Below are 13604 nucleotides of genomic sequence, written 5' to 3'. Positions count from 1 at the left end.
AACCGCGGATCAACGCGGATATCTTGCTCCCTGAGCATCTGGGGGGCGAGCGCGTCCGAGCTTCGCCGGCGATCAGTCGGACCACTGGAAGAAGGTGACTCGTGCGTCCGCGTTGATCCGCGCACCTCGACCGTCCCTTCGCCCGGAACTCTCCGCCGCAGCGCCCGTCGCACGGTTCGTTCCGGTCTCCCCCGTTCCCCCGTCGTGCTTGCCGCATCGTCGTGGTTTGTTTTCCCCCTCCCCTGTCCCGTGGCAGCGGCGCCCCGGCAATTGGCTCGCTGGGGTTAGCCGACCCGCCGTCGGCGCGGTACGCTGGTCGCGTGATGGAGTCGACTTTGTCAACGTGCGAAACCTCGCCTCGGCGAGCCCTAGCCGAGTGGTTCCTGTTGCTTGCGGTCTGCTTTCTCGTCGCCGGCGCTCCCGCGCCGCATGTGAATGAGACCCACTATCTGGCCAAGGCGAAACACTACTGGGATCCGAGCTACTGTCCGGGCGATCAGTTCCTCGACTCGGCCGATCCTCACGTGGCGTTCTACTGGACCGTCGGATGGCTGACCCTGTGGCTGCCGCTGCCGGCAGTTGCGTGGATCGGAAGGCTGGCGGCTTGGGGACTCGTCGCCTGGGGGTGGCGCCGACTGGCGCGCGAGGCCTTGGCGGATCGACTGGCCGCTTGGCCCCCGGAACTGGCTTCGCTGGCGGTCGTGGCGAGCGGGGCGTTGTGGCTCGCGCTGATCGAGTGCTGCAATTTCGCCGGCGAATGGGCCGTCGGCGGAATCGAAGGCAAATCGATCGCCTACGGATTCGTCCTCGCAGGGCTCGCCGCGATGGCGGCCGACCGGTGGAACTGGGCCTCGATCTGGCTCGGCGTCGCGTCGGCCTTCCACGTCTTGGTCGGCGGCTGGGCAGTGCTGGCAGCGGGGATCGTCTGGGGCAGCGATCGCCGCCGAGGACGCCATGCACTCGCCGCACTGGCGCCAAGCCTAGCCCTCGGCGGGGCGATCGCCTTGGCGGGTCTGGCGCCGGCGCTCATGCTCGACCGCGGGGTTCCGCCGGAAACCGCCCGCGAGGCGGCGTCGATCTACGTGTTTCAGCGACTCCCCCATCACTTGGCGCCGCTCGCTCTGCCGTCCGACGAGCTTCTTCGTCGGACCGTGCGTTTTGGATGCCTGCTCGTTGCGCTCGTCGCGCTATGGCCGCTGGCCCCCGGCCCGCAGATGCTGCGCGTCAAACGGTTTGCCGCCGTGAGCATGGGGATCTTCAGCGTGGGACTGCTCTACGAGTCGCTGCACTTCAAATCGCCCGACGATGCGGCCAGCCTGCTGCGATTTTACTGGTTCCGATTGGCCGACGTCGCCGTCCCGCTTGCTGTGGCGCTCATGGGAGCGGCGAAGATCGTCGACGCCTGGGCAGACCAATCCGCAAGGAAGACCGCACAGGCCTCGACTGGCGCCGCTTGGCGCGCCGCGGCGGGGCTGGTCGTCCTGGTTTGGTGCGGATGGTTTCTCGGTTCGACGGTCGCGGTGCGCGCGGCCGATCCCCGCGCCCCGGCCGACCGCAAGACAACCAACCCCGCCGCATGGCGCGACGCCTGCGAATGGATCGCCCGCGAGGCTCCCCCCAAGGCGTTGTTCCTTGTCCCTCGACACGCCCAGTCGTTCAAGTGGTACGCCGCCAGGGCCGACGTCGGCAACTGGAAAGACGTCCCGCAAGACGCCGCGAGCGTCGTCGCGTGGTTCGCCCGCTGCCAGGACCTGTACGCCGGAACGGATGAATTCGGCCAGGCGGCGATCGTCGGTTCCCCCGCCAAACTCGGGACGGCGCGCATCGCGGAGCTCTGCCGGAAATACGGGGCCACGCACGTCATCGCCCCGTGCGATCCGCCGCTGGAGTTGCCGCTGCTCTATGAGAACGAGGAGTACGCGGTGTACGCGGCGCCGGACTAAGCGGGGGATCATCCGCTGCTCGATGTACGAAATCCGAACTGGGAAACGCAGCGAGCGAATCCTGAAACGCTTGCTTCGGATGTCGTGCTTCGTGTTTCGTGCGGCGCCCCGCCTTCATTCCGCCCGGACATGATCGCGAAGCTGCGCAAGCTCGCGCTCGAATCCGCCGCTAAGGATCGGGAACCGACACCACGTTTTCGGGTCGAGATTCTCGTCGTCCAGATGGAACCCCGGGGCAAATCGCTCCCGCTTCCACTGGTTGCGGCACCAGAGGCGGAAGAACCGCTCGACCCACGTTGCGAGCTGCTCCGCCGGAACGTCGGTCAGTTCCGGCCGCAGCGACTCGAACACCTCGATCGGCATCAGCTTGTCGCGGATCGCCAGTCGCTCGATGGCATCGAGCACGGCGTACGGCATGAGATCGCCTTCGTCGGTTTGTCCCGCGACGGGCGGACGCAGTTCCGCGGTGGGCTGCTGGGCGTTCACGACTGCCAGCGCCGGCAACGGTCCGACGCCGATCGGGCCGGTGGTCTCCATCCACTTGAGCCAGTGCAACAAGAACGCCTTGTCGATTCCGGCGATCGGGGCGAGACCGCCGCAGGTGTCGCCGTCCATCGTCGCGTAGCCGACGGCCGCTTCGCTGCGATTGCTCGTCGCCAGCAAGAGCGCCCCGCGAAGGTTCGCCAGCAGCCATGCCCCCGGGCCGCGGGCGCGGGCCTGCACGTTTTGCAGCGCCACGTCGTCGGAGTCCCACGCGAGCGTTCGCCCGACCGCCGCAGTCACGACGTCGACGTACGCGTCGACCATCGCGTCGACGTTCCAGGCGTGAAACTCCGCGCCCACGGCGCTCGCCACCGTCTCGGCTGCGGCGCGCGTCACGGGGCCGCTGTTCCGCGTCGCCTGATAGACGCATGCCAACAGCCGCCCGACGAAGTCCTCGGCCGTCTGGCACGACTCGAGCCCGGGAATCGCGGCGAGCCGCCCGGCAAACTCGTCGCGGCCCAACTCGGCGAGCCCCAATTTCGCCATCAGCCACGCCAAAGTCGCCGCCGCCGAGGAATCGGCCCCTCCCGAGAGCGACACCACCAGCCCCCCCGCATGGCTCTTGCGCAGGTAATCGAACAGCGCCAACGGCACGGCCCGGGCGAACTCCTCCTCTTTCGCCGCGGGGCGCCCCTCCCACGGCAACGGCGACGCCGGCGGGCGCCGCCCCTCCGCCGCGGGCAGGGCGAAGTCGCACTCGACGATTCCGCCGTCAAACGGCGCCGGTTCGCGACTCGGCTCGCTGAGCGCGGCGCGCAGCCGCCGCGTCGCCGCGACGCTGACGTCGGCGCACGTGACCAACTGCTCGGCGAACGACAGCCGGGGTCCCTCGGCCAGTGTCTTCCCTGCGCTGGCAATGAGCGTACCGCCGTCAAAGATCGCCCGCCCCGCTTCGTTGCCGAGCAGGTTGCAGTAAACGAAGCTGACGTGGAACGTGCGCGACCCCTCGAGCGCGAACCGTCGCCGCACCTCCTGCTTGCCGAACGCAAAGTGGCTGGCGCTAGGATTGAGAATGACGTCGGCCCCGCCGGCGGCCAGCCGCGAACCGGGGCGATCGGCGACCCAGGCGTCGCGGCAAATCTCGAACCCGATCTTCACGCCTCCGACGTTGAACAGCACGTCGCCGGCCGGGTAGTCGCGACCCGCGACCTCGACCCGCTGAACCCGGGTCGCAGGCCACTTGCGGAACCACCGCGGCTCATAGTGAATGCCGTCGCCGGCCAGATGTTGTTTGAGCGCAAACCCCAGCAGCCGCCCGTCGCACGCCAAGGCGGCCCCGTTGTAAAGCGGCCCCTCGACCACCAACGGCAACCCCAAGGCGACAACCATCCCGCGCGTGTCGGGAAGCAGCTCGATCAGCAACTCAAGCGCCGTCTGCGGCACGCCGGTCGAGAGGAACGCGTCCTCGCACCCGTAGCCGGTGATGCACAGCTCGGGCAGGCAGAGAATCGCGGCCCCGGCGGCGCGGGCCTCGGCAATCGCCGAGCGGATGCGGCGGGCATTCCCCTGCCAATCGAGGGGCGTTTGGTTGAGTGCGGCGGCGGCGAGACGGATTTTTTGCATACCAGCCGAGTATAGACCGACCGTCGCCGGACGAAAGGGCGGCCCCCCTCGCCCCAGCCCAACGGCGCGGCCCCGCGACGGCCCTACAAAGTCCGCGTCCCAGGCGTTAGGTTCAGTTTGCCAAGGCGTCCCTCGCAAGCCCTTGCGGGCCGGAGCGCAGAGGGCTTCCAGTGGCGCGACGGCGCAATTCACCGCTTGGTTCGAGGCCCCCATGGCGCATGCCGCCTCACATCGTCTGGCGATCGTCACCGGCGCCGGCAGCGGGTTGGGGCGAGCGTTCTGTCGGCGCCTCGCCGCGCAGGGCTCGTGGCACGTCGTCGCCACGGATCTCGAGCTCGCCCGAGCCGAGGAGACGCGCGATTTGGTCGTCCGCCGCGGAGGCAGCGCCGAAGCACGGCAACTCGACGTCGCCGACCCCGACGCGTGGGTCGCTGTTCGCGAGCAGCTTCGCCAGTCCTTCCCGCGGCTCGACCTGCTGGTGAACAACGCCGGAGTCTGCATGGCGGCGGAGGCGGGGCAAGGAGAACTCGCCTCGTGGCGCCGCATCACCGAGGTGAATTTCTTCGGCGTGCTGCACGGCTGCCAGTTGTTGGTCCCCTGGCTGAGGGAGAGCGCTTTGCAGCCGGGCCCCCCGCCGGCGGTGATCAACGTCGCCTCGATCGCCGCGTGGCTGGCGCCACCGTCCATGGGTGCGTACAGCGCCTCAAAAGCCGCGGTCGTCGCGTTCACCGAGGCGCTGCACGCCGAGCTGCGCCAGCGCGGCGTCCATGTGACGGTTGCCGTGCCGGGGTTCTTCGCGTCGGACCTGCTCGCCGCGGGGACGTTCGCCACGCCGGAGCTCGCCCGCCACGCGCAAGAACTCGCCGACTCAAGCCGCATCACGGCCGACGAGGTCGCGACAGCGGCGCTCCGTGCCGCCGAGCGCGGGCGGCTTTACGCAATCCTCGGTCGGCGTGCGCGGTGGCTGGCGCGGCTCAAGCGGCTGGCGCCGGGGCTGCTCGTGCGGATGCTTGGGGCGCGGTATGCTCGTCGGCATGGAGCTCCCGAGGAGGGGACCGGGCTGACGCCCTGCGCTAGCAAGTCCTTGCCTCGGCGACTTCCCTCACCACCTCAAGACTGAATCTGATCGCACGTCATGCTGCATCTGCAATCGACGACTCGACCCGAGTGGTTCCGACAAATCGATGCGCACCTGGACGAGGTGCTGATCGACCACGCCCACTGCGAAAAGAAGGCCGCGGGGACGGCGCTTAATCTCATCTTCCATTATGTGGAAGACGCGGAACTGTGCCGCGAGATGACTGAGATCGTCGGCGAGGAGCTCGAACACTTCCACATGGTCCTCGACCTCTTGGCCCGCCGCGGCATCCGTTTCCGGCGACTCAAGCCGAGCCAGTACGGCCGCAAGCTCAACGATCTGGTGCGCAAGCAGGAACCGCAACGAGCGATCGACCGGCTGCTGGTGGCCGGGATCATCGAGGCCCGCAGTTGCGAACGGTTCCAGGCGCTGGCCGAGTACGTCGACGACCCCGAACTGGCCGCGTTCTACCAAGGTCTGTTCGAGTCGGAAGCTCGGCATCACGCCGCCTACACGCGACTCGCCCGGCACTACGGCCCCGAGGAAGTCGTCGAGGCCCGCTTGCGCGAACTCGCCGCCGCCGAGGCCGCGATCATCGCCGAGGGCGAAGCCCAACCGCGGATGCACAGTTAGCGGTTTGTCGAGCAAGGGACTGGCTCGCGGACCAATGCCGACACCCCCCTGCCATTGGCAATCCGCGAGCTGCCTGTCCCGTTCGTCACGTCGGCTCACTCCGACGGATCGGTCGGCTTCCCCTCAGGTGCTGCCTGATCGCTCGGTGCAGCCACAGGAGCCGGGGCGCCGGCGCCGCGGGCGAACTCGTAGGCAAGAAACGCGCCCACGGCCATGAACACGGCCTGCCAGATGTCGGGCTCGCCGGGACCGCCCGGGGCCTTGCCCAGGCCGATCTGACCGATGGCGCCAGGCCGCGGCCCTTCGGGGATCGCCGGTGCATCGGCCGCTTCCCCTTCGGCCGCTTCCCCTTCCTCAGTCGTCTCCTCGCCCGGCTTCGGCGCTGCGGTCGCCTTAGCGACCTCCGCGGCGCCCTTGCGGGCAATGACCATCGACTTGACCTTGGGCGCCCCGGCGATCGCAGCCAACGCAATCGCCGCGGCGATTGCGCCGCGCAAGTAACTGGCGTGGTGCATGGCCGACGACTTGTTGAGCTGGCGAACTCCCAGCCCGGTGAGCAAGCCGATGATCACGGGAAACCAGATCATCTCCTTGGTCGTGGCGATCTCCAGCCCAATGTTTGCCGCCAAGCCGACCGCGGCCCCGATGACCCCGCCGAGAATCGTCTGTCCCATCGTGCGCCTTTCGGGGGCAACCCCCGTGAAAGAGAGAGACCGTCGCCCATGCCTCGCAAGAGCAAAAGAGAAGCACCGCCGCCATCGACGGCCTACTACCGGTAGTCTAAGGACGGCCGGAGTCGCGAGTCAATTCGCATCACGTCGCCGCGGGAGATTTCCCCGCCGATTCCACGCTATACACCACCCCTTAGCCGACCCATGGCTGCGGCAGTCAGCACGGATTTCACCACAGCAGAGACGGGAACACAGTGGGGACCAGGACAGAAGTCCCGTACGAGACGGGCCGATCGCGTCATGCATCGCTGACGCCGATCTTGACGAGCACTGCCCCCGTGTTCCGTACGGCGATCTCAGGGGTCGCAGGTCCGTTCGACGTTCCTGGCGCGCTGTGCCGAGCCACTCGCGACCGGCGTCGCCAGCGGGTAGAATCAGCGGTTTGTTTCCTGCGGCCGGCCTCCATTCCCCGTGTGCCGAGCCCCTTCGACCGGCGAGTGATTCCAGGACGAAATTCCCATGAAGATTGCAGTAATTGGCGGCGACGGCACCGGGCCCGAAGTCGCCGCCGAAGGCGTCAAGGTCCTCAAATCGGTCGCCAAGCTCGAAGGGTTCGACAAAGACCTCGATCTGACCCAACTCGACTGGGGGGGCGATCGCTACCTCAAGACGGGCGAAGCCCTCCCCGCCGACGGGATCGACCAGCTTCGGCAGTTCGACGCGATCCTCCTGGGCGCCGTCGGTCACCCTGACGTGAAGCCGGGAATTCTCGAACGCAAGCTCCTGCTCGATCTCCGCTTCGGGCTCGACCAATACATCAACCTCCGCCCCGTGAAACTGTTTCCGGGCGTCGAGACGCCGCTCAAGGACAAGGGGCCCGACGACATCGACTTTGTCGTGGTCCGCGAGAACACCGAGGACCTCTACTGCGGCGCCGGCGGGTTCATGCACAAAGGGACCCCCAACGAAGTCGCTACGCAGACGGCCATCTACACCCGCAAGGGGTGCGAGCGCTGCATCCGCTACGCCTTCGAGTTGACGCGCAAGCGGAACAACCCCAAAGGGAAGAAGCTCACGCTCGTCGCGAAGACCAACGTGCTGACCACCGGGCACGACCTGTGGTGGCGCGCCTTCAACGAAGTCGCCGAAGAGTACCCCGACGTCGAGAAGGACTATAACCACGTCGACGCGTGCTGCATGTGGATCGTCAAGAACCCCGAGTACTACGACGTGATCGTCACCACGAACATGTTCGGCGACATCATCACCGACCTGTCGGGGATCATCCAAGGCGGCATGGGCGTAGCCGCGGGGGGGAACATCAACCCCGACCCGGGCGGGGTGAGCATGTTCGAGCCGATGGGGGGCAGCGCCCCCAAGTACACCGGCACGGGCAAGATCAACCCGATCGCCACGATCAACGCCGTGAGCATGCTGTTGTCCCAAGTCGGCCAGGAAGCGGCCGCCGAGCGCGTAATGAGCGCCATCATGCACGTCACCGGCACGAAAATGAAAAGCCAATCGGCCGGCAAGATGGGCTACAGCACCAGCGAGATCGGCGACTTGATCCTCGACGCGCTGGCGTAATCCAAGGCGGCGAGAAGCATGAACCACGGATTGGCCCGTTGAATGCCGAACCGCAGCCCTCGTTGCCGCTGGCGCCCGTACTCGACGTCGCGGGGGGACGGTTGGTGCGAGCCGTGGCAGGGCGCCGCAACGAGTATCGCCCCTGGTTCACCCCGCTCGCCCCACACGCCGACCCGCACGAGTTCGTCGCGAACGCCGCCTCGCTGCTCGCTGCAGGCAACAAGCGTCAAGCGTCAAGCGCGGGCGCTTCGGTCTTGCCGCCGCTTGCCGTCTATGGCGCCGATCTTGATGCGCTCGCCGGCGGCGAGCCGAATTGGCCGCTGTGGGGCGAGCTCGCCCGCAAGTACGCCCTGTGGTGCGATGCGGGACTGACCGCGCCGCACGACGTGCGGCGGATGGGGCAGCTCGTCCGGCCCCGTGGGGGGCGCGTCGTACTGGGGACCGAGACGGCCGACGACGCGGCGACGCTGCTCGAACGGGCTGCAATCGATCCGTTGACGACCGCCGTCAGCTTCGACTGGCGCGGGGACCGCCCCCTCTCGCGGGGCGGTTGGCTCGCGGCCGATGAGTGGCTCGACCTCGCGGGCGACTTGCGGCAAGCCGGCGTTCAGTCGTTTGTCGTGCTTGACGTGACGGCGGTCGGCCGGCAATGCGGCCCCACGGTGGCGATGCGCTGCCAACGCCTTCGGGAGCGGCTGCCGGAGGGGATCCTCCTCGCCGGCGGCGGGGTGCGCAATGCAAACGACGTCGCTGCGCTCCGCGACGCCGGCTGCGACGCCGTCCTCACGGCAAGCTGGCTGCACGCGCTGGCGGAGGAGGCCGCTCGAAGCTCGCAAGACGAAATTGAAAACTTGGAACGAATTCCGAATTCAAACGCCGAGTCATGAAGCTCGTCCGTTGCTGGGAGGGTCGTGAGACGGTTCCGCACCGATGGCGGTTGAAGGACGTCCGAAGCGAGCAACCGCGCAGAAGCGCTTCGCCGTTGCCGCGATTGAAGTCTCCGAGGAGTTTCGACGTTCGCGATTCGGAATGGAAAGAAAAGGGGATAAGCCCGGCGCCGACGATGGAGGGCGCCATACGCTGGAAAAAGCCGGACTTATCCCCCGGGACCCAAGGGAAGGGGAACCACCCAAGGCGTCGGCGCCTTGCCCCGCCCCGTGAACCGAATGCGCTCGCGGTGGCGCGGCGCGAGCGCCGGCGTCGAAGCGCCGGAAACTCAGGCCGACCGAGGCGAGCGCCTGCGGTTCACGGGCATGATGCGGGACGAGGCGAGTTCATCGCCCGCTGGTAGGGCGGGCGGACGGCACGAGCGCACGGCCGACGGCGCACGCTCGCACGCAACGGGACCGACAACGCCCGATCAGGAAAAGCGTCGCCGATCGAACCAGGCGGGAGGCGCCGAAGGGGGCGCCACGGGACAAGGAGGGTGAAAAGTCAGGCGGGTGAGCGAACGCTCGCTGCCGCCACTTAAAGAAATAGGTCACAAATCGCGGGGAAGCAAATCGCGGCGGCAACATTTCCCGAATTCATTGTGAAGAGCCCCGAAGCAACGACTACCGCCTTCCACGCTCGATCGAGAAATTTGCCGCGGTGTTCCCTTCGGCCGGAACTTCAACAGTAATGGAACCGTCCCGGTACTGCATCGGCACCACTTCCGGCGGCAGCTTTGTGGTTTCGTTTGCGCCCGGGGGAATCTCGATCGACCGAATTAAGACCCGATACTTCCCCGGCATAGCCCCCGTTGCTTGTTCCCACGTTGGCCCGACGACAAACCGACCTGTGTCATCAGTCTTCCCTTGATACAATCGTTGGTCCACGGGACCTTCCGTCCTGTCGAAGGTGACGGTTGCGCCGACCAGCGGCTTGCCGTCCATAGTGACAGTGCCTTCAAGAGGAACGAGCGACGGCCCGCTGCACCCGTTCAGCAAGAGCAGGCCCGAGAAAGCAAATGCGACCCACGCGAACTGACGGCTCATTGACGATGCTTGCCGAGAATTGACTTCAGGTGACCGAGCGTACAGCGCCAAGAAGCACGTTTGAGAACTCAGCGGCGAACGTACGCAACGACAAAAAGATCGCCCGAGAGCGACATCAGCAAACTGTCCGCCGCCACGTTGCAAGAACTGCCCCTAGAACGGCAGGTCAACTGTTTGTCCGTCAGCGATCGCGGACAAGGAGTGAAACACCCTCAAGTCGACGTCGAACGGCATGAAATGAACTGAACCGTCGCACATGAGGACATTCATGCCTCCTGAGTGGCCGCTATACCATGCAGACATGCAAGCACGATTGCTCGTTGACCCGCCGACCGATACGCATCTTTGATAATCGCCGAGGAAAATCGTCGAGACGTTCCAAGCTTGTCCCAAAATATAATTTCCCCACGAAGCGTAGGCCCAGAAGGTCCGGCGAGGTTCATAGATGTTCGTCGACTCGGCGGCGAGAATCGTGTTGGTCGATCCGTCTGTGATCGTTCGAAACGACTCGGGACGCAAGCTCGCGAGCGTCTGATCTGGAATGTTGTTTCCAGGAGTCCAATTCTGCGCAGGATCGACGATGGCGTGAAGCGGACCACGGAATTCCACAGGAGCAGTCCCAGTTCCAATCGCTTCGCCGAGATACCAAGTAGCGGCGTTGTCAGGAGCGCTGCCCGCATTGCCGCGATACGATGACGAGGCGAAGACCAACAACGCGCCGCCGCCGCGTCCCCCTGCGCCCTTCGTCTTGCCAGCCGCCGGCCCGCTTTCTGGCTGTGCTAAGACGAACTCGAAGTCGGACGGGCATGTGTACATCTCGATTTTCGTTTCACGAAACTGCTCGTACTCGGGCTGAAAGACATCGATCTTGGTGTTGTACATGCCCTTGATGTTGTCGTTTTCGGCATACGGCATCACCTCGATAGTCCAACCGGAGAAGCTGGCGTTTGTCTGGCCGATGTTCCCCTTCATGATGTTCCCTGCGGGGAAAGCCTTACGGGCGTCGTGATGATTGATCATCGCAAGCCCGACTTGCTTCAGATTGTTCGCGCATTGCATCCGTCGCGCCGCCTCGCGGGCCGCTTGGATCGCCGGCAAGAGCAGCGCCACCAGCACGCCGATGATGGCGATCACCACGAGCAACTCCACGAGCGTGAAGCCTCGCGCGCTGGTCTTGGGGAAGGGTCGTTCTGCACGCCGCATGGTGAAGTGACGCATACGATCCTGTGCCGCTCTACGGCTATTGGGGAGAAGAAGATCGAACAGAGCCGAGCCGCCGACAACCCCGCGACAGTGTCGCGAGCGCTGTGGCCGAATGTGACAAGCGCTCCGGGCTTGTGGCCCAGTTCACTTATCATGCCCCTTTCCCGCGGCCTCGTCGACGGCGATCCGCACTGATACGCGATTTCGACCTAGATCTGCGAGATTTGAGACTTCGACGGCAACCATGCCGCAGACTCGCAAGCTTGAAAGAATCGCGCAGGTCTGTGCAGAGAGTATGCACATCCCAATCTGAGCGATTTACGCTAAGAATTTCGAGACAGGCGCCGCCGGGAAGGACGCCCGCTCCCGAACGTCATCCTGGGGAAGCATGCCGAAGGTCTATGAAGACACGCTCGTCGCCGCGTTGAACGACCGCAGAAGCGCCTCGCGAAGCTCCCGTCCCCGCACCGGCATGGCGAGCACCCGCCGATGGTCGGTCGCCGGGACGTCGGCCTTCCAGGGTCCCTGCCCGTCTCCCAAAAGCAGTACGGCCGGAATGCTCCGGGCCGCGACTTCGGTTCCCAACCGGTTGAACGCGTCGACGCCGCCGCGGCCGAGGGTCCCGGTGCTGATCAACAAACCGTCGAACGCCGCCGGGCCGTCGTACAGCCGGGCGAACAGGCGGTCCGGGTCGCTCGTCACGAGAACCCGGTAGCCGCACTTCTTGAACAACTCGCGGAACAGGTCCTGCATCTTTGTGTCCGACTCGACGACCATCAGACGCCGCGGCTCGCCGTCGGGACCGTGCCCTTCGAGCGGCTTGGCGTTGGCCGCCGCGGCGTCGGCGTCGGGCCCCGCCTCGGCCAGGCGCTTGGCCGCCAGCTTGACGTCGGCCAGCATCTCGCCTGGCGTCTGATACCGGCGAGCGGGGTCGAATTCGATCGCCTTCTGCACGACCCGGGCCAGCGGCAACGGGGTCTTCGGGGCGACTTCGGTAATCGGCGGGATGTTCTGATAGCGCGACTTGCTGAGACGCTGCGAGCGCTCGCGCGTCTCGGCCAGCGGGGGTTTTCCGCTGAGCATCTGATAGAACATGCAGCCGACGAAGAAGATGTCGCTGCGTGCGTCGTCCTTGCGAACGTTCGTGGCTCGTTCGAGCCCGGCATAGTCGATGGTGCGCGGATTGGCGTCGTCGCCGTCCTCGCCGCCGAGCCCCGCCAAGCCGAAGTCAACGAGCTTCGCCACGCCGTCGCTCGAGACAATGACGTTCGACATCTTGAGGTCGCGGTGGCTGACCCCCTTCTGGAACGCGTAGTTCAACCCGGCGACGATCCCTTCGGTGATGCGGGTCGCCTCTTCGGGCTCGAACTTGCCGCGGACCTTGTAAAAGTCGCGCAAGTTGCGCCCCTCGACGAAGTCCATCACGATGTAATGGAAGCCCCCCTTCGAGACGACCTCGTGGATGGCCACGATGTTGTCGTGCTTGAGCTGTTCGCCCAGTTCCCCCTCGCGGCGGAACAGTTCCACGTCCTGCGGGTTGGCGCTGAACCGCTTCCGCAGCACCTTTACGGCGAACAACTCGTTCGTGTCGCGATGACACGCCCGATAAACGCGGGCGAACGTCCCGGCGCCGACGCAGTACTGCACCTTGTACGGGCCGTAGAAGAACCCGGTCTTGAACCCCTCGGCGATCCGGTCGAGCTGGTAGTTGGTCAGCAGTCCGCGCCGAACCAAGACCTGTTTGAGCTGCTCGTACTCGACGTTGCGGGTCCCCAGTTCGCTCCAGACGGCCTGGAGGTCCTGCTCGCTGATGATGCCGACGTCGAGCGCACGTTGGGCCAGCTTTTCCGCCGTCAAAGTGGGGGCCATAGCGCTCACGAAGCTTCAGTCGCGCGACAGTTCGACAGGGACGGAGGGACGACGCGGCCGTTCCGAGGGGCGGAGGCGATTACTCTTCCAGCTTGGCGCGGTACTCGTCGCGTTCGCGGCGGGTCGCCTCCAGATCGAACATGAGGTATTTCATGTCGAGCCGCAACTGGCTCAGGGCGTCCTGGACCAAAGTCAGGATCCGACGGCGGCGTTTCGTGCTCTCCACCACCGCGTCGACCAGGGGCTGCAGCGAGGCGGCGTAGTGCTCCGGGAGTGCATGCACGGCCTCGGCGAGCTGGGCAAGATCGGCGGGAATCTGGTCGTGGGCGGCGGCGATCGATTCGGGGGTTTGGTTCATCGGTGCAACTCCAGGAAGCAGGACGGGAACGCCAGCCCATGAAAGCACGAGCCGTACCGGAGCCTGCCAAGTGGTGCTGCCCGACCACCGCAACGCATTGTATGGTAAAGACTTCGGACCGATCAACTGTTCTGCGCGACAATTCCCCGCATCTGCGCACATTGTGGCGTGATCGCCACA

Annotated in this window: 11 protein-coding genes; 5 read left to right on the top strand and 6 right to left on the bottom strand. The window is 66.0% G+C overall.

What is annotated here, in order from left to right:
• Positions 1 to 335 precede the first annotated feature (335 nt).
• Complete coding sequence (locus tag KF688_05260; protein ID MBX3425069.1) at positions 336 to 1943, top strand: hypothetical protein; 1608 nt, start codon at positions 336 to 338, stop codon at positions 1941 to 1943.
• 114 nt (positions 1944 to 2057) lie between these two features.
• On the opposite strand, the gene nadE is transcribed toward KF688_05260, so the two are convergent.
• Positions 2058 to 4049: an NAD(+) synthase gene (gene nadE / locus KF688_05255; GenBank protein ID MBX3425068.1), complete on the bottom strand. Its 1992-nt coding sequence runs from the start codon at positions 4047 to 4049 to the stop codon at positions 2058 to 2060.
• Positions 4050 to 4260: 211 nt separating this feature from the next.
• On the opposite strand from nadE, the gene KF688_05250 reads away from it, so the two are divergent.
• Entirely contained in the window at positions 4261 to 5169 is a 909-nt protein-coding gene (locus tag KF688_05250) for an SDR family NAD(P)-dependent oxidoreductase (GenBank protein ID MBX3425067.1), read from the top strand.
• Between the two features lie 15 nt (positions 5170 to 5184).
• Complete coding sequence (locus tag KF688_05245; GenBank protein ID MBX3425066.1) at positions 5185 to 5760, top strand: tRNA-(ms[2]io[6]A)-hydroxylase; 576 nt, start codon at positions 5185 to 5187, stop codon at positions 5758 to 5760.
• A gap of 95 nt (positions 5761 to 5855) precedes the next feature.
• Here the strand turns inward: KF688_05245 and KF688_05240 are convergent, their stop codons facing one another.
• Entirely contained in the window at positions 5856 to 6434 is a 579-nt protein-coding gene (locus KF688_05240) for a hypothetical protein (GenBank protein MBX3425065.1), read from the bottom strand.
• A gap of 516 nt (positions 6435 to 6950) precedes the next feature.
• Between KF688_05240 and KF688_05235 the strand changes: the two genes are divergently transcribed.
• Both KF688_05235 and KF688_05230 read left to right on the top strand, forming a co-directional pair.
• Positions 6951 to 8018, top strand: a complete 1068-nt coding sequence (locus KF688_05235; protein ID MBX3425064.1) for a 3-isopropylmalate dehydrogenase — start codon at positions 6951 to 6953, stop codon at positions 8016 to 8018.
• A gap of 38 nt (positions 8019 to 8056) precedes the next feature.
• Complete coding sequence (locus KF688_05230) at positions 8057 to 8905, top strand: hypothetical protein (GenBank protein MBX3425063.1); 849 nt, start codon at positions 8057 to 8059, stop codon at positions 8903 to 8905.
• A gap of 666 nt (positions 8906 to 9571) precedes the next feature.
• Here KF688_05230 and KF688_05225 read toward each other — a convergent pair.
• The 4 genes from KF688_05225 to KF688_05210 all read right to left on the bottom strand — a co-directional run bounded on the left by KF688_05225 (position 9572) and on the right by KF688_05210 (position 13424).
• On the bottom strand, positions 9572 to 9994 hold the full coding sequence (locus KF688_05225; protein MBX3425062.1) for a hypothetical protein: 423 nt from the start codon (positions 9992 to 9994) through the stop codon (positions 9572 to 9574).
• A gap of 153 nt (positions 9995 to 10147) precedes the next feature.
• Positions 10148 to 11212, bottom strand: a complete 1065-nt coding sequence (locus tag KF688_05220; protein ID MBX3425061.1) for a DUF1559 domain-containing protein — start codon at positions 11210 to 11212, stop codon at positions 10148 to 10150.
• A gap of 384 nt (positions 11213 to 11596) precedes the next feature.
• Positions 11597 to 13066 carry a protein kinase gene (locus tag KF688_05215; GenBank protein MBX3425060.1) on the bottom strand — a complete coding sequence of 490 codons (1470 nt, stop codon included), beginning with the start codon at positions 13064 to 13066 and terminating at the stop codon, positions 11597 to 11599.
• Positions 13067 to 13145: 79 nt separating this feature from the next.
• Complete coding sequence (locus KF688_05210) at positions 13146 to 13424, bottom strand: transcriptional regulator (protein MBX3425059.1); 279 nt, start codon at positions 13422 to 13424, stop codon at positions 13146 to 13148.
• Positions 13425 to 13604 lie beyond the last annotated feature (180 nt).

Source organism: Pirellulales bacterium (assembly GCA_019636345.1).
Classification (GTDB): Bacteria; Planctomycetota; Planctomycetia; order Pirellulales; family Lacipirellulaceae.
The sequence above is the reverse complement of the archived record's forward strand: the minus strand, read 5'-3'. Positions and strand labels throughout refer to the sequence as shown.

What these genes read in the sequence shown, in the direction of transcription:
- nadE (MBX3425068.1), bottom strand. Translation starts at nt 4,049, where the DNA reads ATGCAAAAAATCCGTCTCGCCGCCGCCGCACTCAACCAAACGCCCCTC.
- KF688_05250 (MBX3425067.1), top strand. Translation starts at nt 4,261, where the DNA reads ATGGCGCATGCCGCCTCACATCGTCTGGCGATCGTCACCGGCGCCGGC.
- KF688_05245 (MBX3425066.1), top strand. Translation starts at nt 5,185, where the DNA reads ATGCTGCATCTGCAATCGACGACTCGACCCGAGTGGTTCCGACAAATC.
- KF688_05240 (MBX3425065.1), bottom strand. Translation starts at nt 6,434, where the DNA reads ATGGGACAGACGATTCTCGGCGGGGTCATCGGGGCCGCGGTCGGCTTG.
- KF688_05235 (MBX3425064.1), top strand. Translation starts at nt 6,951, where the DNA reads ATGAAGATTGCAGTAATTGGCGGCGACGGCACCGGGCCCGAAGTCGCC.
- KF688_05225 (MBX3425062.1), bottom strand. Translation starts at nt 9,994, where the DNA reads ATGAGCCGTCAGTTCGCGTGGGTCGCATTTGCTTTCTCGGGCCTGCTC.
- KF688_05220 (MBX3425061.1), bottom strand. Translation starts at nt 11,212, where the DNA reads ATGCGTCACTTCACCATGCGGCGTGCAGAACGACCCTTCCCCAAGACC.
- KF688_05215 (MBX3425060.1), bottom strand. Translation starts at nt 13,066, where the DNA reads ATGGCCCCCACTTTGACGGCGGAAAAGCTGGCCCAACGTGCGCTCGAC.
- KF688_05210 (MBX3425059.1), bottom strand. Translation starts at nt 13,424, where the DNA reads ATGAACCAAACCCCCGAATCGATCGCCGCCGCCCACGACCAGATTCCC.